Raw genomic sequence first — 20,077 nt, forward strand, 5'->3', positions numbered from 1 at the left:
CTTCGTGTTGTTGATCGAACTCAACTGCTTGCTGTGCTGTGCCTGTGCCCTACCCCCGCCCCCGGGGGGAGGGGGGTGGGGGTAGGGGGTCGGCGCTGGTGCGGGCGAGAACGGTGAAGACTCCCGCTCCATGGGTTCGACGCTTGTGAAGATCAGACAAGGTCGATGCCTTTGACGCCGAGCTTGTGAGTCAGGCCGTCCTGGTGAGGTACTGCCTGACCGCTGCCTCGCCGCCTGCTCGGGTGGTGGCCGACCGCATCGCGTGCCCTGCATCCCTCCACCGTTCGACCTGGGACGACCGCTGCCTGACCTCGCCTGGTGTGGCGAGCGTGAGGTTGAGCTCCTGCTGGCGCACGAGGTACACCCACCGCGCGACCGGCTGCCCCCGCAGCTCCCGCCACTTGGCGATGGTCGGCGACAGCTGTCGCCAGTCGCCGGCCATGACTCGCTCGGCGCTGGGGTCGGGCATGGCGGCCACGGAGTAGAGGGCGTTGTCGCGGCCTCCGTCTCCGCCTGCCACCTTGACCATGTCTGTCCGGTCGGAGATGAGCTGTTCCAGTTGGACGGCTGCACCTTCGGCCTTGGTATAGGCGGCTGAGCGGGCGGCGTCGTTCCAGTTCATCCGCTTGGGGTCGAGCGCCATCAGGTCGTCGGGGAGCTTGGCCGCGGCTTTGGAGACGACGCCGACGAGGGTGGTGAACTCCTTCTGCAGGCCGGCGATCCAGTCGGCGATGGACGCGCGGACGGCTCCGACGTAGCGCAGGTCTGCCTCTTCCTCGAACCGGTCGGCTGCCCGCCGGGTGAGGTCGACGAGGTGGAGCTGGGCGGCGTATTCGCGTATGGCCTGCTCGACGTCGGCGGCCGTATCCGGCAGGGCGGGCCGTTCGGGGTCGGGTTGCTGGATGGTCTGGAGGATGGCGCCGCGGACGGCCGCGGTCTGCCGTACCGCGTCGGGTACGGGGAGCTTGCGCCGTTCGGCGGCCGTGACCGCTCGGGTGGCGTCTGCGACGAGGTTGCCGATGCTCATGCTGCGTCCTCGAGGTCCTGCTCGGCGAGCCGGCCGATCTGGTGGGGCTGGAGTCCGCCGAGCATGTCGGGCGCGGGGACGACGTGCGCGAACGCGTTGCCGAGACTCCAGCCCCGGTCGTCCGGGTTGGGGGTGTTGTTGAACTCCTCGGCGAGCCGGGCGAAGTCGGGGCGGGTTTCGGCGTAGGCGCCGACGACGTCGTCCCATCCCCAGGCGTCTGCCTGCTGGGCGATGGCCCGGGCGAGGATGCTGTCCCCCTGGGCGAGCGCCTCGCCGAGCTGGGCGCGGGCGATGCGCGGGTTGTCGAGTTCGGCGGCCCGGTCGGATGCGTTGCGGCGGGCGAGGATGGTGTTCGCGTCGCCGGTGTCGGCGTGCCCGAACATGCGGCGGCGGATGTCCTGACGTCGGCCGCGCAGCTGCTCGACGGTGGACTCCCGCAGCTGGTCCATGGCCGACTGGGCGGCCGTGTACGCCTTCGCGGTCAGTACCTGCTTGGCGTGGTCGCTGTACGTGCGGTTGTCGGCGATGCGGGCGAGCTGCTGGTTGTAGCTGTTGAGGATCTGTTCGCGGTCCATGGTCAGTTCTCCTGTCCGTGCGGGGTGATGTCGAGGTTTCGGGGGTCGACGATCCACTCGGTTTCGTCGGGGTTGGCAAGGACGTCGTCGTTGATAGCGAGGACGTACTGGGGGTCGGCGACGGCCGTGTAGATGTGGCCGGCGCCGGGCTGGTGGTGGCCTTCTCCAGTCGCGTAGGCGCGGGCGACGTGAAGGTCTGGCGTCCAGGACATGCGCCGGGTGTGCTTGGGCAGGCAGGCCCGGTAGAGCCTGGTTGGCTGGGTCGGCCGGTCTGCCGGGGTTCCGTCGATGCGGAATCCGACGGCCTCGAAGAGGGTGAGCCAGCGTTCCTGGGTGAGGAGTTCTCCGGGGCGGGCGCAGTACGCGAAGGCCATACCGAGGTGTTCGCCAATGGCGTCGGTGGGGATGATGTGGCGGCGCCAGGCGTGCCACAGGATGGTGGGCAGTAGGTCGGGGCCGGTCCGGTCGAGGATCATCGCGAAGATGTCGGGCCGCATGGCGCGGGCCTGGCGGGTGACGTACCGGTTGATGTCGCGCTGTAGTTGTCGGTCGTTCCACAGCTGCGGGCCGCTGTCGAGGGTGAGGGCTTCGGGCAGCACCATCGGCGGCCTCCGAGGAGGACGGCGATGCGGCCCCAGGTTTCGGCGAAGCCGGGATGCAGCGTCAGGTCGTTGACGTCCTGGGGGGCGATCCAGCGGGTTTGGCTGCCTTCTCCGTCGCCGTGGCGGGGGTGGAACGGTTCGAGGGCTTGGGCAATGACGGTGTGGTAGGTCCATCCGCCGTGATCGTTGGGGTGGGTGACGTGGTGACGCATGCGCGGCAGACCGCCGAGTTCTTCAGTCGCTTCGCGGCGGGCACCAGCGCGCGGGGTCTCACCATCGTGGAGAGAGCCTCCCGGGATGCTCCACGTCCCGCCGTGGTGGACGTGTGAGGCTCGCTGCTGCAGGAGGATCTGCCCGGCGTGGAGCAGGAGGAGGCCAGCGGCGCCGTGCGGCCCCCAGTGGCGACAGCCTCGGTCGCATGTGACGTAGCCGCGTGAGGTGTCGTAGGTGAACATCACGAGGCCTCCGGGAGGTCGAGGTTGGGGCACTGTCCGCCGTGTACGTCGTTGCACGGCGGTCGGCGGGGGGTTCGGCAGAGTCGGGCGCCGCACCCGCGGACGCAGGGCTTGGAGCGGGCGCTGGTGACGAACCGCTCGCAGGCCGCGCACTGGTGTCGGGCGCGGGTCACTCGGGGTTCTCCTCGGCGGCCCAGCGGCGTAGCTTCGCGGCGTGCCGGGCTTCCAGTCCGTAGGTGCGGGCCTCGTCCAACTCGGCCCGCTGCAGCCTGCGCCTGGCCCGCTTCTGTCCCGCTGCGGCTATCCGCGCCGCGACGGCTTGCTCGACGTGGGATGTCACGGTTGCTCCCGGTGGGTGGCTGGGGTTGGGGTGTGCATTAGCGGGGGTGGGAGGGGGTGGGTTGAGGTCCGGTTGCCGGGTGGTGGGTGGTGGGTTGTGGTGGGTTTTCCGAAACTCGCTACGTGCGCACACATGGAAGGTTTTGGGGAGACCCACCACAACCCACCACCCCTCAGACGTAATTGCAGGTCAGGCCGCTTCGTCCTCCTCGTCGCCGGCGAGCATGAGGCCGAGCCAGACGGCCCCGATCTTGCGGGCCTTCTTCTCGTAGCCGCGGGCCTTCATGGACGTCGCGAACGCCACCTCTGAGCCGACTTCATCGGCCTTGATGCCGGCGTTGTGGCACCACGTCGACCAAGCGCTGTAGAGCTCCCGCGAGCGGACGTAGCCGTGCGAGCCGGGAAGGGTCCGCTCGGCGAGGAAGCGACCGAGAGTGTCGCTGTCGGTGCGGTACTGCTCGGTGCGGACCCGCACCGCCTCGGGCGGGTTGAGGCCCTGCTGCTGGTAGTCGAGCCATCCGGCGTAGGCCCATGCGAGGACGGCCGCGGTCGCCTGCTTGAGCCGTGCGGGCAGTTCGCCGTCTCGCTCTTCCTCGGGGATGACGACGTCGAACGGGACGACGAGGATGCGGCGCCATACCGCGGGGTCGTCGCCGCTGACGGCCGGCAGGTGGTTGGTCAGCATGACGAGGGTGTGGGACGGGTCGAAGGTGATCGGGTTCTTGTGCATGAGGTTGGCTTCGATCTGGTCGCCGCCGACGAGCCGCTTCATGGTGGCTTCGGCGAACTTGCGGCCCTTCTCCGTCTCGGAGCAGAAGGCCAGTCGGGCGCCGCGGAGCCGCATTTTGAAGGCGCCGTGCCGCTCGTGTTTGGACTCCATGAGCAGTGCGGGGTCGACCTCGATGCAGTAGTCGCCGAATGCGGCCATGAGGGCGTCGCGGAGGGTGCCTTTGCCGTTGGCGCCGGTGCCGGTGAAGATCGGCATCACGTGCTCGGTCTGCTTGCCGAGCATGGCGTAGCCGAACAGCCGCTGAACGAAGGCCCGCACGTCCTCGTCGGGCAGGATCCGCTTGAGGAACGCTTCCCATTCCTCGTTCGGTTCTTCGCCGATCCCGCCCCCGGCAACTTTGGTGATCAGGTCGTTGCGGTCGTTGGGCTTGATGGACCCTTCGTGCAGGTCGACCGTGCCGAGAGGGGTGTTGAAGTAGAACGGGTCGGCGTCCAGCTGGCGCGACGCGGTGGAGATCGGCTTGAGGGCACTGGCCAGCTTGAGCATGCCCTCGATGCCGGCCGCGCTCTCTGACTTCTTCACGTCGGCGTACAGGGCATCCCGCTCAGGGGACTTGTCCATGCGGAGCACGTCGGCGAGCGCTCGCTTCGTGGTGGCGATGGCAGCCTCGACGTCGATGCGTTCCTCGTCGGGCTTCCAGCGGGCGCCGTCCCAGTGGTGCCAGCCGATCCCGTGGACGAACCGCAGCTCGTCGGAGTGCTGCTCCAGGAAGCGCTCGGCCATGCCGAGGTGGCCGCCGTGGGCGTTCTTCGGCAGGGGGACGACGCGCAGCCTCGGGGCGGCGGCCGGCTGGGCGTAGGGCTCGGTCACGCTCCTACCTCCTTTCGGGCTGAGTCCACGGTGCGTTCGGCGTCACGCTCACCCAGTCCCACCCCGACAGCCGCCGGGACCAGGGCGCCCCCCACCTCGCTGGCCGCGAGATGCCCATCCCTCACGTGCTCCCATGCTCGGGCTGCAGCCCAGAACAGGCGGTCGTTCCGCGTGCCTTCGGCGGATTGGGCGACGAACCGCACCAGGCCGTCGAGGACGTTTCCGCGGGGGCTTGGTACGCGCCGTGTGAGCGGCTGCCGGAACTTCGGTGCGGGCGGCGACATCAGCAGCGTGAGCAGCTGCTCGGGGATCGGGTGAACGGTCGGCTCCGTGATGCTGGGGTGAACGGTGTACTCGCCTGCCTTGCCCCGGCTTCCGGGGCCGACGAGGTAGCCGCGGGTGCCGCGGATGTCGATGCCGGGGCCGAGGCGTCCGACGCTGTTGGGTACGTGGACGCCTGCCGGGCCGGTGAACCAGAGATGGAATCCGCCGGACGGCGTGCACACGGTTACGGTGCGCGGGATGGTGAATCCGTGCTCCCGGGCCAGCTGGTTGAGGCTGGCGCAGCCGTCGACGCCGTTCTTCCGGTCGAGGTCGATACCGACGAGCGCCACGGGTCCGGCGCCGCATGCGATGCCGTATCCGGCGGCGTGCGGGGCCTGGTCGAACCCTGCGCTGATGATGTCGGGGCAGGTGCTGGCGTCGAGGACGCCGTGCCCGAACGCTCCGCACTCTCGGAGGCCTCCGCAGCGGTGTCCCTTCTCGTGAGGGGACGGGATGGCGGGAACCTTGTTGCGGGAGAGTGGGAAGACGCCGAAGTCGCGGTCTGCGGCCTGCAGGGCGTTGTCGAGGGCGTTCTGCCAGTTGTTCATGCCTGCACCTCCCGGTGGATAGGCCAGCCGGGGCCGGGGGGCGCTTCAGGCTTGCCCTGCAGGGCGGCCGGGGTGTGGGCCGGGCAGCGGTAGCCGGGCAGGTAGTGGCGGATGCCCTTGCCTGCTCGGCAGTACCCCGATTCGGCGCCGATCCAGTGGCCGCACTGAGTCTTCGGGGGCAGGGTGCTGTCGCTCATGCGGCCCCCTTGGCTCGTCGGGACTGCAGCTCGTACTCGGTGCCGCAGGGTCCGGTGACGTTGCCGAGGTGGACGTGGCGGTGCCAGTCGCGGCAGTTGGGGCAGTGCGCCAGGTACTCGACGCGTCCGCGGGTGATGAGCACCAGGGGGCGGGCCATGAGCGGCGCAGGGTCGACGGGGAACAGGCCGTCGCTCTGCGGCGATGCCTGCGGTACGGTGGCAGCGGACTTACCGCCCGCCGCGGAGTCTTCTCGAAATGCCGCACGTGCCCCGTGCGGCATTTCTGCGTTCTGGGCCATTAGGCAGCCTCGTTCCCCTCTTGAGCGGGGGGCGTTTCGCCGGATAGCAGTCGCACGAGGTCGGCGGTGATGACGACGTGCCGGGTTCCGAACGGGAGTGTCTTGACGGGGCTGTCGCCTGCCTTGATGCGCTCGTGCAGGTGGCTCTTGCTGCATCCGAGGGCTTGCGCGGCGAGCGGCACGCTCACCGTGGCCGGCCACTTGCGGATGTCGGCGAGAGTGGGCCGGGTCTTAGGCGGCATTGGCGGTCTCCTCGGTCTCGGCGAGGAGGTCGTCGACCGCGCAGCCGACGGTGTCGGCCAGGGCGGCGAGGGTGCTGACGCTGGGGGTTACGCGGCCCATCTCGTACTCGCGGATGGAGTAGGAGGAGCGGCGGACGCTGATAGCGAGATGTTCGGGGGAAAGGCCGGCCAACTTCCGGGCTTCGCGGAGCCGGGGGCCGGAGAAGATCCGTGCCATGGAAGGTCCCTTGAAAACGCGAACGCCGAGCACGTGACGCGATCCTTCTTGGATCACGCACTGCCCGGCGCCTTGGGAACCTCCAGGGTGGCGCCGCTGGCCTTACTCAGCAGGGGTTCGCCACCGGGGCGAACTGGCCTACTGCCTAGGGCTAGCAGCTCGACATTCTCTGTCGATTGCCGGGCAGCGTACTACAAGCGATCAGCTACGGAAAGGGTTGATGTTGGGGAGGGAGGCACCGGAGGGGAGGCCAACTCCCCGTTTTCCGGGGGTCTCAGAGCCCTCTGACGGTGCCTCCCTTGCCTCCCTGACCCGTCGTTTCCGCAGGTCATGTACAGGGAGGCAGGGTGGGGAGGCGGGTAGGGAGAACTCCCCTACTCTTCGCCGCCTCCCTCGTCGAAATCGTCGTCGTCGCGGGCTGCGATCGCGTCGAAAATCCGGTCGCGACTGACGTGCATCTTGCCGCCAGTCTTGTAGTCGCCGTGCCCGGCGTCGTCGAGGACGCGCTTCAGGTCGCGGAACGTCCAGCTGCCGTACTCGGTCGGATTGAGGTCATGAAGGCCCCGCAGGACGTCCTGCGTGAGCATCTTCGGTTCGTGCCCGAGGACCGTCGCGATGTCGGCGAGGTGGTCGGCCGGCGCGACGGTGGGCACCTCCCACGTGCCGTCTTCGCCCTTGTACGCCTTCAGGGCCCGCTCGACGACCGGGGTGACCTCGTCGATGCCTGCCTCTTTCCGCACGAAGTAGGAGCGGATCAGACCGGGGGTCTTCCCGAAGCCCGCGGCCATGGCGGTACCGACGTCTTCACCTGCGACGAGGGTGGTCGCCGAGTATCCGTTCTTGTGCATTCCGGTGCCGAGGATCGCGTCGTTGCCCTGGTGGTCGTTGATGGCGAACGCGACCCGGTGAGAGACGGTCTTGGAGATTCCGCGCGGGAGGCTCGCCGCGTCCGCGTCGGGCGTGATCCACAGCAGCACGATGGCCGTTTTCCTGGCCTTCTTGGTGACCTTCAGCGCCAGTTCCTTGGCTTCCTTGCCGTGCTCCTTGTGCGTGAACAGCTCGTGGACCTCGTCGAACACGACGATGCGGGGCCGCATGGACGGGTCGCGCTCGGCCATCTCGCGCGTGACTTTGGTGTCCGTGCCGATGCGTTCCAGCTCCTGCCCGCGACGGGACACCTCACTGGCCAGGGCGCGCAGGGTGTTCATGGCCGCGACCACGTGCTCGTCGTCGTCGCCCTTGACCAGGCTCCGCAGGCGGGGCCGCATCGGGTCGTAGTCGGAGTTGTACGCCAGGACGTGTACGTCGATCTCGACCAGCGGGTCGAGCATCGCGCCGAGCAGCAGAGCGATGACCAGGGACGACTTACCCGATCCCATGATCCCGGCGATCAGGTAGTTCGCGGCCATCAGACGGCCGATGACCTGCTCGCCGCGGGCGTTGAGTGCGACGGGCACGCCCTTGAAGAAGTCGGTCGTTCCTTCCGTCAGGAGCGGCCAGGGCGGTACCGGCTTGGTGAGCACACCGGGGTCGGCTACCCAGAGGTCCAGCACGCCGGCCTGGTCGCGCGGCTCGGTCGGCCACACCTCGATGGGCTTGCGCATCAGGTTGTGGGCGAGGATCTGCTTCTTGTCGGCGATCATCTCGACGGGCACGCCTTCCGGGAGCTGCAGCTGTGCGTGCCAGCCGCCCCCGGACCGGGTCGACGGCTGCACCCAACGCGGCTTCCAGCCCGCCTTGAGGGCCGCGTTCAGCGGGGCGATGCCGAGCTTGCCCAGGGCCCGCATGATGGCGTTCTCATCAGGCACAACGTCCCGCTCGTCGCCGTCGGCGGGCAGCGCCCACATGGGCGCCGACCTGGCGTTACGCCCAACCGCCCACATGCCGGCCGCGACCAGCAGCGGCATGGAGTACAGCAGCGGCTCCCACACGATGCCGGCGATGAAAGCCACCCAGCCAACGAACTCGACGACGGCGTGCGTCGGGGCGAGGACGTCGCGCACGTCGCCGTTGTAGACGGCCAGCATGATGCCCAGCATCAGCAGCAGCCCGCCGGCACCCATGGCCGCGGAGGCGATCGCCCTGGGGGCGTTGATGGCCATCTGTAGAAGGTCCATGCGCCGCTTGTGCCTGGCGAACCGGTAGGCGTAGGCCCGCTGCTCCCAGACGCGCAGCAGCTCCTCGTTCCCGGACGCCTCGGCGATGCGCATCTGCCGGGCGTGTACGGCGGTGGTGCGGGCCTCCCACATGCGGCGGGTGAGGATGCGGGCGCCGCCGGCCACGTAGGCGCCGTGGCGGACGGTGAACCGGTACGTGGGGTGCTGCCGGGTGTCAACGAACACGCGGCGCAGGGAGTCGATGCGTACCCGGCGGCGAACACGGGGCGAACTCTGTTCGGCCTGCTCAACGACCGGTTCGGGGGCCAGTTTGAGCAGCTGCACTTGCGGTGCCGTGTGCCCGTTGACCCGCTCGGGGGCGGTATCCGTCATGCTTGGAGCTCCTGTTTCGTGACGTATTTCGTGACGGAATGAGGGAGGCCCGGGGACGGCCGTTGTCTTGGCGGATGGGGCCGTCCCCGGGCGCACCTACTTCTTCTTGCGGCGCAGGGCTTCCTGCTCGATGCGCTCGACCTGGCGCTGCAGCTTGCGGATGTCGGCGCGGGGGCCGGCCATGCGAGCGGTCAGGGCGATGACGCGGGCCTTCTCGCCGCGCGTGAAGTCGCCGAACTTGATGCCGTCAGCCATCGGTCACTTCCCCCTCTTGCCGCGGCGGGTCTTCTTCTCGGGGATCGGCGTGGTGCGGGGGGCGACGCCCGTGATGGGCAGGAACGTGATCGGGTCGATTTCCAGGGTCAGTTCGAGGTCGTCGTTGGACGGCTCGGGCTTGGTCTGCTTGCTCTTCCTGGCCATGGGTTCCTCCTGGTGGCGGGCCGGGCTGTCCGGCCCCACCGCACCCCCGCAGGTTTTCCATCTGGAAAACCTGGCGGAGGACGGAAGGGCAGGTCAGCGGCCCTTCTGATAGTCGGTCCAGATGGAGCGCAGGACCAGGGCGAGGATCGCGACGGAGATCCCGCCGATGGCGATGGCGATCGATGCGAAGGCGATCCCGACGCCGCCGACGCACACGGCGCAGGCGATGCCGATCCACTCGCCCGTGCTGCGACGCGGCTTGTGGTGGTCGTGCTGGCACTGCTGCGCCGGGGCCTGCGTCTGCTGCTGCACGGCCTGTTGGGTGGCGAGGACGGCGGCGACGATCCGGGTGAGGTCCGTGTTGTCGGCGGCCTCCCTGGCGGCGGCCTCCGCCTTGTCGAGGGCGTCGCTCACGGGGTGCCCCCGCCCGGCCCTGCCAGAGCCTTCTCCCGGTCGTACAGGGCGTCGATCGTCTCCCACGAGCCGGTCAGGCCACGGGTGTTCATCTCCGCCCGCATGGCCTCCCGGAACTTCCGCTTCGACGGCGGCGGGTTGGTCGCGTACAGCTGCGCGGCGAGCAGTGCCACCGCCTGATCGTTAGCGGCCTTCGCCGCCTGTGCCGAGGGCGTGCCGCCAACCGTGCCGGACGATCCGTCACCCCCCGTGCCAAGTGCGGGAACACCCTCCGGCACGCCCCCGGACAGCAGGGCCTCCAGCTCCCTGTCGGAGACTAGGCCGGGCAGCTCCCCAACCTCCGGCAGGGGATGCTGGTCGATCACCTCGGCGTACCGCTCGTAGGCGTCGTGGGTGACGGTGACCGCCTTCGCCTCCGCCTCCCGGGCTGCCTTCACGATGTCGGCGGCGGCCTTGGTCTCGTCGGCGCGGGCCGCGGCCACGGCGCGGGACACGGCGATGCGGTCACGGGTCGTGGCACGGGTCCGGTCGATGGCGGCCTGGGCGCGGGGGCTGATCCGGGTACGGTCCCGGTCGATCGCCATCACCAGAGTGACCTTGGCCAGCACGGGGATGAGTGCGCCGACGACGGCGGCCAGGACGTCACCGGCGAGCAGCCCGTGAACGGCCAGCACGGCGACGGTCAGCGGCAGGAACACCCAGCCAATCGCCTTCGGCAGCCGGGCGTTGGAGCCCTGCCGGCGGTGCGCGGTCTCCTGCGCCAGGGCGTACAGCCAGACGGCGTCATAGAGCACGGCGACGCTGTACGCGAACGCAGGGTGTGCGGTCGAGGTGAGGATGCCACCGATAGCAGCGACGGCCCACACGACAGCGATGACGGTGAGAGCGGCGGGCAGCACCCAGGGCGCCGCCTTCCTGATGGTGCTCATTCGCCCACCTCCGGGGCAGCGGCCCGCACGACGCGGTGCGCGGCGAGACAGACGGCTTCACGGTCGCGGCGGTCGTTCGCCTCGATCAGCGCAGCCATCAGGGCGGGTACAGGGGGGATCGGCCGGGCCGACCGGCACGCGGCACGAATGCCGGCGTGCTCGGTCGGGCGGCGCACGGGCCAACGGGACGTCATTTGCCGGACCCCTCCCGGCTGCGTCGGTTGGCCTCGTCGACCTTCTTCGACAGCTCCTTGCGCTGCTCGTCGGTCATGACTCGCCGCCTTCCAGCAGCTGCAGCCGCTCGACGAGGGCGTGCATGGGGCCGACGGCCCAGGCGACGAGGGAGTCGAGCATGTCCGCCAGTTCGCGGGCGTCGTACTCGTGGAGCTCGTCGAACTCGACCGCGACCAGCACACGCGCATCCGACGGGGAGAACGGGTGCTGAGTCAGCGATGCCACCCCGAGACGAACCTCGCCGTGGCAGCCCGTGGGCACCAGCAGCGGGATCTCCTCGCCCTCGTGGCAGATGTCCTCTCGGTATCCCTCGGGCTCGTGCTGTCCGAGGCACCAGAACGGCTCAGGCATCGTTACCGGGCCGTCGGCCGTGTGGACGGTCACCGTGCGGAGGCTGCTCATTTCTCCACCCCCGCCTGGTCGATGACGGCCAGGGCGGCACGGATGGACGCCTTAAGGGCGCCGTTGCGCTCCGCCAGGCCGCGCACGTAGGTGGTGGGTTGGTCGGGCTGGCCCAGCGCCTCCGTCAGGAGACGCTGCACCAGAGCGAGGGCCTCGGTGGGATTCACTCCGCACCGCCCTTGCCGTCGATGATCTCCAGCACGGAGCGCAGGGCGACCTCGAGGCGGCCGACCATGTAGGCGGCCCGGTAGATGTCGTCCAGCTTGCTGCCGTCGACCGAGGCGAGCGTTTCGCGGGCCACCTCGACCTGCGACTGCTGGTGCAGGGTCAGTTCGATGTGCTCGTTCACCCCCCATCACCTCGCTCGGTCTCGATCGCGGCGAGCAGGGCGCGGAGGCGGCAGTCGAGGGCAACGGCGGCCTTCAACATGTCCATGTGGTTGTGGATGTTGAGCGGGGCCGTCTCGCCGAGGGCGCGCCGGGTGACTGCCAGTTCAACGGTGAGGGACTCAGCCTTCGGCGGCGTGTAGCCCGGGGCGCGCAGCGGTTCGTAGGCGTCCACGGTCACCACCCCCGGACGCGCAGGGCGCGGCGACGGGAGGACTGCTTGGAGGGCAGCGGGCGCGGGGCCGGCGTCTCCTCGACACGCGTCAGGTCGACCGAGTCGATGACCTGGTAGCGGCTGCGATTCACGTTCGCGTTGCGGCGCGGCATCAGGCGACACCACCCTGACGCACTCGGCGCAGGGCCTCGTCCATGTCCGGGTCCGAGTCGCCCTGAGAGGCGTTGTGCAGACGGGCCGTCCGGGCGGCGTGCCGGATGGACGCGGCGAAGCCGATGATGTCGTCGGCCAGTTGCTCCGCCATCTCCGGGGTCAGACGAGCTTCGTCAGGCGTCTCCTCGTCGATGATGACGTGCGCTGCCCTCAGGCTCGGCTCGGACGCCATCGGGTCCGAGGCCACCCGGGTCGACCACGTGAAGTGCGCGAAGTCGGTGGTCATCGTCGGGACGACCACACCCGCCATGTCGCCGTAGTGGGTGATGTCCTCGACGTCGTACTGGAAGTTGTCGACGTGGTCCTGAGTGCACCACAGCGGGCACTCGACGTAGACGATCTGCTTCCGGTCGCCGCGGCCGACCCTCGCCGGCACCAGGCGGAAGCCCGGCTTGACCGCGGGGAACGGGTGGACGTTGCTGGTCGTCACAGTGCCACCGCCAGCTCTGCGGCGGGGATGCCGCGGTCGGCGAGGTACTGCGCGAAGGCGGCCCGGGAGACGCGGATGGTGCCGCGGCCCTGGCCGACCCTGTACGACGGGAGGCGGCCGTCCTTGATCTCGGCGTACACCGTGGCGGTGTTCACGCGGAGAGCGGCAGCGATGTCCTTGACCTTGAGCGGTTCCGTCCGCTCCGGAGCCTGCGTCTGGGCAGGCGTAATAAGCTCAGCGTGCATCTGAGACCTCGACTCTTGGATGCGAGGCCCTGGCGGGCTCGGTGCTGGAACACCGAGGTCACCCCGTCAGGGCTTTGGCATGACTGGCTTGTCCCAATCGGGATCTGTCGCGCCGATTGGGTACACGCCTAGGATGTTCTAGAAGACCTACAGAGTCAACAGGCATTGCAGAACGTTCTAGAAGTTTGGAGTTTTCATGGTTCGTGATCTCTCGGCCCTACCGCCGTACCAGCGCATCGCGGCGCAGATCATCGCCCGCATCGAGAGCGGCGACCTCCAGCCTGGCGATCGCGTGCCCTCGGTAAGTCAGATCATGGAGACCGAAGGCGTCAGCAGGGCCACGGCCGCACGAGTGCCCGGCGTGCTGCGCGCCGAGGGCTACGCCACGGCCACGCCCGGCGTCGGAACCATCGTTGCCCAGCCGAAGAAGCTCACGGCCGGCGCCGACCGGCTCGCCAAGCTGCAGGCCGGCACGGCGACCATCGGCGACGACGAGCGAGTCGAGATCCTCGACGCTGTGAGGGAGCCTGCGACCCAAGAGGTTGCCGACGCCCTCGGTCTGGAGGCCGGCGCCGAGGTCGCGCGACGACGACGCCGGTACCTCGACAGCACGGGCGTCGTCACAGTGTCGACGACATGGATCGCCGCCGAACTCGCCGAGCAGGCGCCGGAATTCCTCGAGGTCGCGCCGCTCCCGAAGATGACGTTCGGGTTGATCGAGGAACGCACCGGCCGCCGAGTTGTCCGACGTCGGGACACGGTGGCGCTCCGCGATGTACCCGAGGACGTCGCCAGCCCACTGGAAGCCGAGGCGGGCACGCCGACCGTCGCCGTGATCAATCACTACTGGGACCAGAACGGGGAGCCGACCGAGTACGCGGTCGACTATCTCGGCGTCGGCCGTGAGCTGTCCTCGGAGTACGACCTCGGCTGACGTGCTCCGCGCGGTTAAGTCGGGCGAACGCAAGAAAGGCCCCCATCCGGTGAGCCGGACAGGGGGCCTTCGTCGTGTCAGGGCGTCTCACACACGTCTCACGGACGGGTGCGCGCAGCCTCTCTCAGTACGTCCGTGACCTGTGCGTTCCTACATCACATGGACAGGTCAGAGCCTGTATGGACGGACGGTAAACTCTGGACACGTGACTTCTGCGCCCGCCAAGCCCCGCATCCCGAACGTCCTCGCCGGACGCTACGCCTCCACCGAGCTCGCCACGCTCTGGTCCCCCGAGCAGAAGGTGAAGCTGGAGCGGCAGCTCTGGCTCGCCGTGCTGCTCGCCCAGAAGGACCTCGGCATCGAGGTGCCGGACGAGGCGCTAGCCGACTACGAGCGTGTCCTCGACACCGTCGACCTGGCCTCCATCGCCGAGCGCGAGAAGGTCACGCGGCACGACGTGAAGGCACGGATCGAGGAGTTCAACGACCTCGCCGGGCACGAGCACGTCCACAAGGGCATGACCTCGCGCGACCTCACCGAGAACGTGGAGCAGCTGCAGATCCGGCTCTCGCTGGAGCTGATGCGCGACCGCACGGTGGCCGTGCTGGCGCGCCTGGGCAAGCTGGCCGGCGAGTACGGCGAGCTGGTCATGGCCGGCCGCTCCCACAACGTCGCCGCCCAGGCCACGACCCTCGGCAAGCGTTTCGCCACCGCGGCCGACGAGCTGCTCGTCGGGTACGGCCGGGTCGAGGAGCTCCTCGGCCGCTACCCGCTGCGCGGGATCAAGGGCCCGGTCGGTACGGCGCAGGACATGCTGGACCTGCTCGGCGGGGACGCGGCGAAGCTGGCGGAGCTGGAGAACCGGATCGCCGGGCACCTGGGCTTCGCACAGTCGTTCACCTCGGTGGGCCAGGTCTACCCGCGCTCGCTGGACTACGAGGTCGTGACCGCGCTGGTGCAGCTGGCGGCGGCGCCGTCGTCGCTGGCGAAGACTATCCGTCTGATGGCCGGGCACGAGCTGGTGACCGAGGGCTTCAAGCCGGGCCAGGTCGGCTCCTCCGCGATGCCGCACAAGATGAACACCCGCTCCTGCGAGCGCGTCAACGGCCTGATGGTCATCCTGCGCGGCTACGCCTCGATGACCGGCGAGCTGGCGGGCGACCAGTGGAACGAGGGTGACGTGTCCTGCTCGGTGGTGCGCCGGGTCGCGCTGCCGGACGCGTTCTTCGCACTGGACGGCCTGCTGGAGACGTTCTTGACGGTGCTCGACGAGTTCGGCGCCTTCCCGGCGGTCGTCGCCCGCGAGCTGGACCGCTACCTGCCGTTCCTCGCCACCACCAAGGTGCTGATGGGCGCGGTGCGCGCCGGCGTCGGCCGTGAGGTCGCGCACGAGGCGATCAAGGAGAACGCCGTCGCCTCCGCGCTGGCGATGCGCGAGCAGGGTGCCGAGCGCAACGAGCTGCTCGACAAGCTGGCCGCCGACGAGCGTATCCCGCTCGACCGCGCAGGCCTGGACGCCCTGATGGCCGACAAGCTGTCCTTCACCGGTGCCGCGGCCGACCAGGTCGGTGTCGTCGTGGGCCGGATCGAGGAGATCGTGAAGCAGCGTCCGGAAGCCGCCGGTTACACGCCCGGGGCGATCCTCTGACGTCGCCCACGGCATGATGCGCTTCACCGCCGAGCAGTTGGAGGCCGCCCGCGACCGTCTGGTGCCGGACGTCGTCGCGGACGGTCTCCATGTGCTGTTCTGCGGCATCAACCCCGGTCTGATGACGGCCGCGACCGGCCATCACTTCGCCCGCCCGGGCAACCGTTTCTGGCCGGTCCTGCACCTGTCCGGGTTCACGCCGAGGCTCTTGAAGCCGTCGGAGCAGGAGGAGTTGCTGTCCTACGGGCTCGGCATCACGAACGTCGTGGCGCGGGCGAGCGCGCGAGCCGACGAGCTGAGCGCGCAGGAGTACCGCGACGGCGGGCGGCTGCTGGAGACGAAGGTGGCCCGGCTGCGGCCGCGTTGGCTGGCCGTCGTCGGGGTGACCGCCTACCGGGCGGCCTTCGACGACCGCAAGGCGCAGGTGGGACCGCAGGAGCGGATGATCGGGGGCACGCGCGTGTGGGTGCTGCCGAACCCGAGCGGGCTGAACGCGCATTGGACGGCGCAGACGATGGCGGAGGAGTTCGCCAGGTTGCGGATGGCGGCGGAGCAGGCCTGACCACGTCAGGTGGGTCGACGTCACCTGACGCGTCACGGTGGATCGACGTCCGTGACCACGGCCAGGAGTTGGACGTCGTCGGCCGGGTCCCGGTCGGCGACGGCCACCGCGATCCAGCGGCCCGTCCCCTCCGCCTCCCAGAGGCAGGCGACGTCGGCGCGGGCGCTGAGAAGCCGCCAGGGCTCGGGTATGTCCTCCCGCTCGGTGCGCAGCAGCACGGTCTGCAGGTTCAACGGATGGGTGTGCCGCCATTGGGGCGCGTACACCTCGTACAGGGCGTCCCGGTGCTTCTCGAACTGCTCCACCGTCGCCGCGCGCGTCCCGCAGTCGTCCCCGCTTCTGTCTAACACCGCGACGTGATACCCGGGCCCCCCGTCGCCGACGTCCGACGGGCCGTGCTCCGCCGGAAAGGGGCGGAAGCACAGCTCGTCGATGAGGGCGATATGCCGTGCGATGTTCATGGGTCCAGTAAACCCGGCCGCACTGACAATTGGTGTGCCGTCAGGCGTCCCGGCGCCGTACGCTCCACGCCCCCGCCAGCAGCGCCGCCGCCGTCCACACAGCGGTCACCGCGAGTCCCGACCAGGGTCCGAGGGTGCCGGCGTAGGTCTGGTGCAGGGCGATCTGGCCTGCCTTGTCGGGCAGGAAGTCCGCGACGGTGCCGGCGGCGTCGCCGATCACGAACGACACGACGAGGATGAACGGGATCAGGATGGAGAGCGTGGCGACACCGCTGCGCAGCACCGCGGTGAGACCCGCCGCGAACAACGCCATCAGCATGAGGTAGATCCCGCAGCCCACGACCCCGCGGACCTGCTCGGCCGTGGTGAGTCCGTTCGCCGCGGAGCCGAGTCCCGCGCGTGCCACCACCAGCGCGGTGAAGGCGGTGCCGAGTCCCACGAGCAGTGCCGGGACTGCGATGGCCGTCACCTTCGCCGCGAACCAGCGTCCGCGCTGCGGGACCGCCGCGAGCGACAGCCGGAGGGCACCCCCGTGATACTCCGACGACACGGCCATCGCCCCGAACGAGATGGCGGCGATCTGGCCCGGCAGAATCCCGAACATGGCCGTGAACAGCGGGTCGAACTCCGGGTCGGAGCTCCCTTCGGTACCGGCCAGCGCGGAGAACGCCGTGGTCACGGCGAACAGTGCCAGCAGCGCTCCCGGCAGTGAGCGCAGCGTACGGATCTTGAGCCACTCCGAGTGGAGTACGGGCGCGAATGCCATGGTTCAGGCCTCCTGGGGCTGTGCGGTGAACTCGGCCTCGGTCGCGGTCAGATCGAGGTAGGCCTGCTCCAAGGTGCCCTCTTCGGTGGCGAGTTCGAGGATGGGGACGCCGGCCTCGGACATGAGGCGGCCGATGTCGTCCACGCGCGCGTGGCGCACGCTCCAGTGCCCGTCCCCGTGCTGGACGGTGTCGTGACCGTGCCGGGCGAGCGCGGTTTTCAGTGCGGTGGCGTCCGAGGTGCGGATACGGACGCGGGGTTCCACGCGTGCGTGGATGAACTCCCGCATGGGGGTGTCGGCCAGCAGACGCCCCCGGCCGAGGACCACGAGGTGGTCCGCGAAGGACGCGGTCTCGTTCATGAGGTGGCTGGAGACCAGGACCGTGCGCCCCTCCCCCGCGAGCCGGCGCAGCAACTCACGGATCCAGATGATGCCTTCGGGGTCGAGGCCGTTGGACGGCTCGTCCAGCAGGAGGACCTCCGGGTCACCGAGGAGGGCCGCGGCGATGCCGAGTCGCTGGCGCATGCCCAGGGAGTACGTCTTCACCCTGCGGCCCGCCACCGACGCCAGCCCCGTCTCCTCCAGCACCGCGTCGGCGCGACGGTGCGGGATGCGGTTGGTCGCGGCGAGGACGCGCAGATGATCCCGGCCGGTCCGGGAGCCGTGCGCGGCCTGGGCGTCGAGCAACGCGCCCACCTGCCGCAGGGGTTCGTCGAGTGCGGCGTAGGCGCGACCGCCGATCGTGGCGGTTCCGGACGTCGGCCGGTCGAGGCCGAGGACGAGCCGCATGGTGGTGGACTTCCCGGCGCCGTTGGGGCCGAGGAAGCCGGTGACGCGGCCGGGGAGGACGGTGAAGGTGAGGTCGTCCACGGCTCGCCGGTTGCCGTACTCCTTGGTGAGGGCTTGGACTTCGATGCTGGTCATGGCAGTAAGCCTGGCCGCCGGGGGTGGGGCGGCTCTTCCCCCGCGGGTGGAGATCGTCTCCCCCGTGCGGGGGAGGTCCGTTGTCAGTGGCGGCTGGCACGATGACGAAATGGTCCGCTTGCTGCGCCCGTTCGGTCGGGCGGTGACGTACACACGGCTGCTGCATCTGTTCATCGGCATCGTGTGGCCGAGCATGTGGCTGTTCGTCCGGGAAGCGTGGTGGATCTGGCCGGTGGCGGCAGCCGTGCTCGCCCCCGCCGCGCTGGTGCCCGCGATGCGGACCGCGGAGGGGCTCCAGGCGAGGCTGCTGCTGACCGGACACCGGCACGATCAGGGGAGCACGGACATCGTGGTCGCGCCGTCCGCCTCGTGGGGAGACCGGGGGCGACTCGTCGTCTGGCTGGAGGCACGGCTCCTGCTCGGCTACGCGACCGCGATATGCGTCACCCAACTGCTCTTCGGCACGGTGCACCTGCTGACGGCACCGTTCGACCGGGACTTCGAGGAGGGCGGACTGTTCACCCTCGACGGCCCCAGCTGGTGGAACGTCCTGCTGGTGCCGCTACTGCTGGCCGCACTGGCGGTGACGGTGGTCGCCTCCGGCCATCTCATCACCGCACTCGCCCGCCGCCTCCTGGGCCCCACGCCGGCCGAGCGCCTCGCGGCCATGGAGGAGCGGACCGAACAGCTCCTGGAACGCACGCGCATCGCCCGTGAACTCCACGACTCCATCGGCCACGCCCTGACCGTGGCCGTCGTGCAGGCGGGTGCGGCGCGCGCGGCCCGCGACCCCGCCTTCACCGACCGGGCCCTGGACGCCATCGAGGAGACCGGCCGGGCCGCCCTGGAAGACCTGGAGCGAGTCCTCGGCATCCTGCGCGAGTCGGAGCGGCCGGTCAGCAGCCGGCCGACGCTGACGGACGCGGACCGTCTGCTGGAGTCCGCGCGGGCGTCGGGCGCGAAGGTCGACATCGAGCTGACGGGACCGTTGGAAACGGTGCCCGGCCCTGTCTCCCGGGAGGGCTACCGCATCCTCCAGGAATCGCTGACCAATGTGCTGCGGCACGCGGGCGCGGTGCCGGTCCGGGCACGCATCGCCGTCGCGGACGGCACACTCACCCTCGAGGTCCGCAATCCGCTCACGGCCGACATACCCGGGCCCGGCCGGGGCAGCGGCCTGCGCGGTATCCGCGAGCGCGCCGCCCTGCTGGGCGGACATGCGCAAACCGGCCCCGACGAAGGTGACTGGCAGGTACATGTTGAGCTGCCGCTGAGTTGATCTAGGCTGACCGGATGCCGGTCACCGTTCTCCTCGTCGACGACGAACCCCTCGTACGCGCGGGTCTGCGGGCCGTGTTGGAGGCGCAGCCCGACATCGAGGTCGTCGGAGAGGCCGCCGACGGGGCGGCGGTGATCCCGCTCGTGCGGCAGCTGCGGCCCGACGTGATCGCCATGGACGTACGGATGCCGCTGCTGGACGGGATCGAGGCCACGCGCGCGGTGCTGCGCACGGTCGACGATCCGCCGAAGATCCTTGTCGTCACGACCTTCGAGAACGACGAGTACGTGTACGAGGCGCTGCGGGCCGGTGCCGACGGCTTCCTGCTGAAGCGGGCCCGCCCTGCCGAGATCGTGCACGCCGTGCGGCTGGTCGCCGAGGGCGAGTCGCTGCTGTTCCCGGCGTCGGTGCGGCAACTGGCCGCGCAGTACGGCGACGACGGCGGCAACCGGGCGGCGCGCGCCGTGCTGGAGCGGGCCCGGCTGACCGAGCGGGAGGCCGAGGTGCTGCGGCTGATGGCACGCGGACTGTCGAACGCCGAGATCGCGGCCCGGCTGGTGGTGGGGACGGAGACGGTGAAGTCCCACGTGAGCGCCGTCCTGGCCAAACTGGGGGCGCGGGACCGCACGCAGGCGGTGATCACGGCTTACGAGTCGGGGTTCGTGGCGCCGGGGTGATCCCTCCCCCGGGGCCGAGGCGAGGACAGCCGGACGGACCGACCGGTAGGTCCGGGGTGCCCTG

The 20,077-nt window shown here is 69.9% G+C and carries 31 protein-coding genes and 1 pseudogene; 5 read left to right on the forward strand and 27 right to left on the reverse strand.

Going from position 1 to position 20,077, the window contains the following annotated elements:
* Positions 1–190: 190 nt before the first annotated feature.
* From ACZ7M7_RS20830 to ACZ7M7_RS20945, 24 genes and pseudogenes are all read right to left on the reverse strand, one after another.
* Positions 191–1,027, reverse strand: a complete 837-nt coding sequence (locus ACZ7M7_RS20830) for a hypothetical protein (RefSeq protein ID WP_472118936.1) — start codon at positions 1,025–1,027, stop codon at positions 191–193.
* Positions 1,024–1,602 carry a hypothetical protein gene (locus ACZ7M7_RS20835; protein WP_472118938.1) on the reverse strand — a complete coding sequence of 193 codons (579 nt, stop codon included), beginning with the start codon at positions 1,600–1,602 and terminating at the stop codon, positions 1,024–1,026. The genes ACZ7M7_RS20830 and ACZ7M7_RS20835 overlap by 4 nt, the downstream gene beginning before the upstream one ends.
* 2 nt (positions 1,603–1,604) lie before the next feature.
* Positions 1,605–2,204, reverse strand: a complete 600-nt coding sequence (locus ACZ7M7_RS20840) for a hypothetical protein (RefSeq protein WP_472119296.1) — start codon at positions 2,202–2,204, stop codon at positions 1,605–1,607.
* 104 nt (positions 2,205–2,308) lie between these two features.
* A pseudogene (locus ACZ7M7_RS20845) lies at positions 2,309–2,659 on the reverse strand (NUDIX domain-containing protein); the annotation flags it as partial.
* A 169-nt stretch (positions 2,660–2,828) separates the two neighbouring features.
* On the reverse strand, positions 2,829–2,999 hold the full coding sequence (locus tag ACZ7M7_RS20850) for a hypothetical protein (protein ID WP_472118940.1): 171 nt from the start codon (positions 2,997–2,999) through the stop codon (positions 2,829–2,831).
* Positions 3,000–3,188: 189 nt separating this feature from the next.
* Complete coding sequence (locus ACZ7M7_RS20855; protein ID WP_472118944.1) at positions 3,189–4,598, reverse strand: DNA primase family protein; 1,410 nt, start codon at positions 4,596–4,598, stop codon at positions 3,189–3,191.
* Positions 4,595–5,470 (reverse strand): bifunctional DNA primase/polymerase, encoded by an 876-nt coding sequence (locus ACZ7M7_RS20860; protein ID WP_472118948.1) that lies wholly within the window; start codon positions 5,468–5,470, stop codon positions 4,595–4,597. The genes ACZ7M7_RS20855 and ACZ7M7_RS20860 overlap by 4 nt, the downstream gene beginning before the upstream one ends.
* Positions 5,467–5,667 (reverse strand): hypothetical protein, encoded by a 201-nt coding sequence (locus ACZ7M7_RS20865; protein WP_472118950.1) that lies wholly within the window; start codon positions 5,665–5,667, stop codon positions 5,467–5,469. Before ACZ7M7_RS20865 ends, ACZ7M7_RS20860 begins: the two co-directional genes overlap by 4 nt.
* The gene (locus ACZ7M7_RS20870) at positions 5,664–5,966 is read right to left on the reverse strand and encodes a hypothetical protein (protein WP_472118953.1); all 303 of its coding nucleotides are present in this window, start codon (positions 5,964–5,966) and stop codon (positions 5,664–5,666) included. The genes ACZ7M7_RS20865 and ACZ7M7_RS20870 overlap by 4 nt, the downstream gene beginning before the upstream one ends.
* Positions 5,966–6,208, reverse strand: a complete 243-nt coding sequence (locus ACZ7M7_RS20875) for a DNA-binding protein (RefSeq protein ID WP_472118956.1) — start codon at positions 6,206–6,208, stop codon at positions 5,966–5,968. Before ACZ7M7_RS20875 ends, ACZ7M7_RS20870 begins: the two co-directional genes overlap by 1 nt.
* A complete protein-coding gene (locus ACZ7M7_RS20880) occupies positions 6,198–6,425 on the reverse strand; it encodes a helix-turn-helix transcriptional regulator (protein ID WP_472118960.1) in 228 nt (75 codons plus the stop codon). The genes ACZ7M7_RS20875 and ACZ7M7_RS20880 overlap by 11 nt, the downstream gene beginning before the upstream one ends.
* 374 nt (positions 6,426–6,799) lie before the next feature.
* On the reverse strand, positions 6,800–8,914 hold the full coding sequence (locus ACZ7M7_RS20885; protein ID WP_472118963.1) for a cell division protein FtsK: 2,115 nt from the start codon (positions 8,912–8,914) through the stop codon (positions 6,800–6,802).
* 96 nt (positions 8,915–9,010) lie between these two features.
* Complete coding sequence (locus tag ACZ7M7_RS20890; protein WP_472118965.1) at positions 9,011–9,169, reverse strand: DUF6257 family protein; 159 nt, start codon at positions 9,167–9,169, stop codon at positions 9,011–9,013.
* Between the two features lie 3 nt (positions 9,170–9,172).
* Positions 9,173–9,334, reverse strand: coding sequence for a hypothetical protein (locus ACZ7M7_RS20895; RefSeq protein ID WP_472118968.1), 162 nt, complete (start codon positions 9,332–9,334; stop codon positions 9,173–9,175).
* A 93-nt stretch (positions 9,335–9,427) separates the two neighbouring features.
* A complete protein-coding gene (locus ACZ7M7_RS20900) occupies positions 9,428–9,748 on the reverse strand; it encodes a hypothetical protein (protein WP_472118971.1) in 321 nt (106 codons plus the stop codon).
* A complete protein-coding gene (locus ACZ7M7_RS20905) occupies positions 9,745–10,677 on the reverse strand; it encodes a hypothetical protein (protein ID WP_472118973.1) in 933 nt (310 codons plus the stop codon). Before ACZ7M7_RS20905 ends, ACZ7M7_RS20900 begins: the two co-directional genes overlap by 4 nt.
* Positions 10,674–10,871: a hypothetical protein gene (locus ACZ7M7_RS20910; RefSeq protein WP_472118976.1), complete on the reverse strand. Its 198-nt coding sequence runs from the start codon at positions 10,869–10,871 to the stop codon at positions 10,674–10,676. Before ACZ7M7_RS20910 ends, ACZ7M7_RS20905 begins: the two co-directional genes overlap by 4 nt.
* Before the next feature lie 73 nt (positions 10,872–10,944).
* Positions 10,945–11,313, reverse strand: a complete 369-nt coding sequence (locus ACZ7M7_RS20915) for a DUF6907 domain-containing protein (RefSeq protein WP_472118979.1) — start codon at positions 11,311–11,313, stop codon at positions 10,945–10,947.
* Positions 11,310–11,480: a hypothetical protein gene (locus tag ACZ7M7_RS20920; RefSeq protein WP_472118982.1), complete on the reverse strand. Its 171-nt coding sequence runs from the start codon at positions 11,478–11,480 to the stop codon at positions 11,310–11,312. The genes ACZ7M7_RS20915 and ACZ7M7_RS20920 overlap by 4 nt, the downstream gene beginning before the upstream one ends.
* Entirely contained in the window at positions 11,477–11,662 is a 186-nt protein-coding gene (locus ACZ7M7_RS20925) for a hypothetical protein (protein ID WP_472118985.1), read from the reverse strand. The genes ACZ7M7_RS20920 and ACZ7M7_RS20925 overlap by 4 nt, the downstream gene beginning before the upstream one ends.
* Positions 11,659–11,874: a hypothetical protein gene (locus ACZ7M7_RS20930; RefSeq protein WP_472118988.1), complete on the reverse strand. Its 216-nt coding sequence runs from the start codon at positions 11,872–11,874 to the stop codon at positions 11,659–11,661. The genes ACZ7M7_RS20925 and ACZ7M7_RS20930 overlap by 4 nt, the downstream gene beginning before the upstream one ends.
* 2 nt (positions 11,875–11,876) lie before the next feature.
* A complete protein-coding gene (locus tag ACZ7M7_RS20935) occupies positions 11,877–12,026 on the reverse strand; it encodes a hypothetical protein (protein ID WP_472118992.1) in 150 nt (49 codons plus the stop codon).
* Entirely contained in the window at positions 12,026–12,517 is a 492-nt protein-coding gene (locus ACZ7M7_RS20940; RefSeq protein WP_472118994.1) for a DUF6907 domain-containing protein, read from the reverse strand. The genes ACZ7M7_RS20935 and ACZ7M7_RS20940 overlap by 1 nt, the downstream gene beginning before the upstream one ends.
* Complete coding sequence (locus tag ACZ7M7_RS20945; protein ID WP_472118997.1) at positions 12,514–12,762, reverse strand: helix-turn-helix domain-containing protein; 249 nt, start codon at positions 12,760–12,762, stop codon at positions 12,514–12,516. Before ACZ7M7_RS20945 ends, ACZ7M7_RS20940 begins: the two co-directional genes overlap by 4 nt.
* A 196-nt stretch (positions 12,763–12,958) precedes the next feature.
* On the opposite strand from ACZ7M7_RS20945, the gene ACZ7M7_RS20950 reads away from it, so the two are divergent.
* The 3 genes from ACZ7M7_RS20950 to mug all read left to right on the forward strand — a co-directional run bounded on the left by ACZ7M7_RS20950 (position 12,959) and on the right by mug (position 15,906).
* The gene (locus ACZ7M7_RS20950; RefSeq protein ID WP_472119000.1) at positions 12,959–13,696 is read left to right on the forward strand and encodes a GntR family transcriptional regulator; all 738 of its coding nucleotides are present in this window, start codon (positions 12,959–12,961) and stop codon (positions 13,694–13,696) included.
* A 205-nt stretch (positions 13,697–13,901) separates the two neighbouring features.
* Positions 13,902–15,344, forward strand: coding sequence for an adenylosuccinate lyase (gene purB, locus ACZ7M7_RS20955; protein WP_472119003.1), 1,443 nt, complete (start codon positions 13,902–13,904; stop codon positions 15,342–15,344).
* Between the two features lie 13 nt (positions 15,345–15,357).
* Entirely contained in the window at positions 15,358–15,906 is a 549-nt protein-coding gene (gene mug / locus ACZ7M7_RS20960; protein ID WP_472119006.1) for a G/U mismatch-specific DNA glycosylase, read from the forward strand.
* 32 nt (positions 15,907–15,938) lie between these two features.
* Here the strand turns inward: mug and ACZ7M7_RS20965 are convergent, their stop codons facing one another.
* From ACZ7M7_RS20965 to ACZ7M7_RS20975, 3 genes are read right to left on the reverse strand one after another with little or no spacing between them, the layout of a single operon-like run.
* Positions 15,939–16,367 carry a hypothetical protein gene (locus ACZ7M7_RS20965; protein ID WP_383599395.1) on the reverse strand — a complete coding sequence of 143 codons (429 nt, stop codon included), beginning with the start codon at positions 16,365–16,367 and terminating at the stop codon, positions 15,939–15,941.
* 40 nt (positions 16,368–16,407) lie between these two features.
* The gene (locus tag ACZ7M7_RS20970) at positions 16,408–17,133 is read right to left on the reverse strand and encodes an ABC transporter permease (RefSeq protein ID WP_383629334.1); all 726 of its coding nucleotides are present in this window, start codon (positions 17,131–17,133) and stop codon (positions 16,408–16,410) included.
* Between the two features lie 3 nt (positions 17,134–17,136).
* Positions 17,137–18,057, reverse strand: a complete 921-nt coding sequence (locus tag ACZ7M7_RS20975; protein WP_472119010.1) for an ABC transporter ATP-binding protein — start codon at positions 18,055–18,057, stop codon at positions 17,137–17,139.
* Between the two features lie 109 nt (positions 18,058–18,166).
* Between ACZ7M7_RS20975 and ACZ7M7_RS20980 the strand changes: the two genes are divergently transcribed.
* Both ACZ7M7_RS20980 and ACZ7M7_RS20985 read left to right on the forward strand, forming a co-directional pair.
* Positions 18,167–19,336: a sensor histidine kinase gene (locus tag ACZ7M7_RS20980; RefSeq protein ID WP_472119283.1), complete on the forward strand. Its 1,170-nt coding sequence runs from the start codon at positions 18,167–18,169 to the stop codon at positions 19,334–19,336.
* A gap of 14 nt (positions 19,337–19,350) precedes the next feature.
* Entirely contained in the window at positions 19,351–20,013 is a 663-nt protein-coding gene (locus ACZ7M7_RS20985) for a response regulator (protein WP_383599406.1), read from the forward strand.
* The last annotated feature ends 64 nt before the right edge of the window (positions 20,014–20,077 follow it).

The sequence above is a fragment of the Streptomyces sp. NPDC111606 genome, from assembly GCF_055656945.1.

Coding starts and splice junctions, on each gene's coding strand:
- ACZ7M7_RS20980 (WP_472119283.1), top strand. CDS start 18,167: ATGGTCCGCTTGCTGCGCCCGTTCGGTCGGGCGGTGACGTACACACGG.
- ACZ7M7_RS20970 (WP_383629334.1), bottom strand. CDS start 17,133: ATGGCATTCGCGCCCGTACTCCACTCGGAGTGGCTCAAGATCCGTACG.
- ACZ7M7_RS20865 (WP_472118950.1), bottom strand. CDS start 5,667: ATGAGCGACAGCACCCTGCCCCCGAAGACTCAGTGCGGCCACTGGATC.
- ACZ7M7_RS20950 (WP_472119000.1), top strand. CDS start 12,959: ATGGTTCGTGATCTCTCGGCCCTACCGCCGTACCAGCGCATCGCGGCG.
- ACZ7M7_RS20945 (WP_472118997.1), bottom strand. CDS start 12,762: ATGCACGCTGAGCTTATTACGCCTGCCCAGACGCAGGCTCCGGAGCGG.
- ACZ7M7_RS20830 (WP_472118936.1), bottom strand. CDS start 1,027: ATGAGCATCGGCAACCTCGTCGCAGACGCCACCCGAGCGGTCACGGCC.
- ACZ7M7_RS20895 (WP_472118968.1), bottom strand. CDS start 9,334: ATGGCCAGGAAGAGCAAGCAGACCAAGCCCGAGCCGTCCAACGACGAC.
- ACZ7M7_RS20860 (WP_472118948.1), bottom strand. CDS start 5,470: ATGAACAACTGGCAGAACGCCCTCGACAACGCCCTGCAGGCCGCAGAC.
- ACZ7M7_RS20905 (WP_472118973.1), bottom strand. CDS start 10,677: ATGAGCACCATCAGGAAGGCGGCGCCCTGGGTGCTGCCCGCCGCTCTC.
- mug (WP_472119006.1), top strand. CDS start 15,358: ATGATGCGCTTCACCGCCGAGCAGTTGGAGGCCGCCCGCGACCGTCTG.
- ACZ7M7_RS20965 (WP_383599395.1), bottom strand. CDS start 16,367: ATGAACATCGCACGGCATATCGCCCTCATCGACGAGCTGTGCTTCCGC.
- ACZ7M7_RS20915 (WP_472118979.1), bottom strand. CDS start 11,313: ATGAGCAGCCTCCGCACGGTGACCGTCCACACGGCCGACGGCCCGGTA.
- ACZ7M7_RS20985 (WP_383599406.1), top strand. CDS start 19,351: ATGCCGGTCACCGTTCTCCTCGTCGACGACGAACCCCTCGTACGCGCG.
- ACZ7M7_RS20880 (WP_472118960.1), bottom strand. CDS start 6,425: ATGGCACGGATCTTCTCCGGCCCCCGGCTCCGCGAAGCCCGGAAGTTG.
- ACZ7M7_RS20910 (WP_472118976.1), bottom strand. CDS start 10,871: ATGACGTCCCGTTGGCCCGTGCGCCGCCCGACCGAGCACGCCGGCATT.
- ACZ7M7_RS20890 (WP_472118965.1), bottom strand. CDS start 9,169: ATGGCTGACGGCATCAAGTTCGGCGACTTCACGCGCGGCGAGAAGGCC.
- ACZ7M7_RS20835 (WP_472118938.1), bottom strand. CDS start 1,602: ATGGACCGCGAACAGATCCTCAACAGCTACAACCAGCAGCTCGCCCGC.
- ACZ7M7_RS20935 (WP_472118992.1), bottom strand. CDS start 12,026: ATGCCGCGCCGCAACGCGAACGTGAATCGCAGCCGCTACCAGGTCATC.
- ACZ7M7_RS20875 (WP_472118956.1), bottom strand. CDS start 6,208: ATGCCGCCTAAGACCCGGCCCACTCTCGCCGACATCCGCAAGTGGCCG.
- ACZ7M7_RS20870 (WP_472118953.1), bottom strand. CDS start 5,966: ATGGCCCAGAACGCAGAAATGCCGCACGGGGCACGTGCGGCATTTCGA.
- ACZ7M7_RS20840 (WP_472119296.1), bottom strand. CDS start 2,204: ATGGTGCTGCCCGAAGCCCTCACCCTCGACAGCGGCCCGCAGCTGTGG.
- ACZ7M7_RS20885 (WP_472118963.1), bottom strand. CDS start 8,914: ATGACGGATACCGCCCCCGAGCGGGTCAACGGGCACACGGCACCGCAA.
- ACZ7M7_RS20975 (WP_472119010.1), bottom strand. CDS start 18,057: ATGACCAGCATCGAAGTCCAAGCCCTCACCAAGGAGTACGGCAACCGG.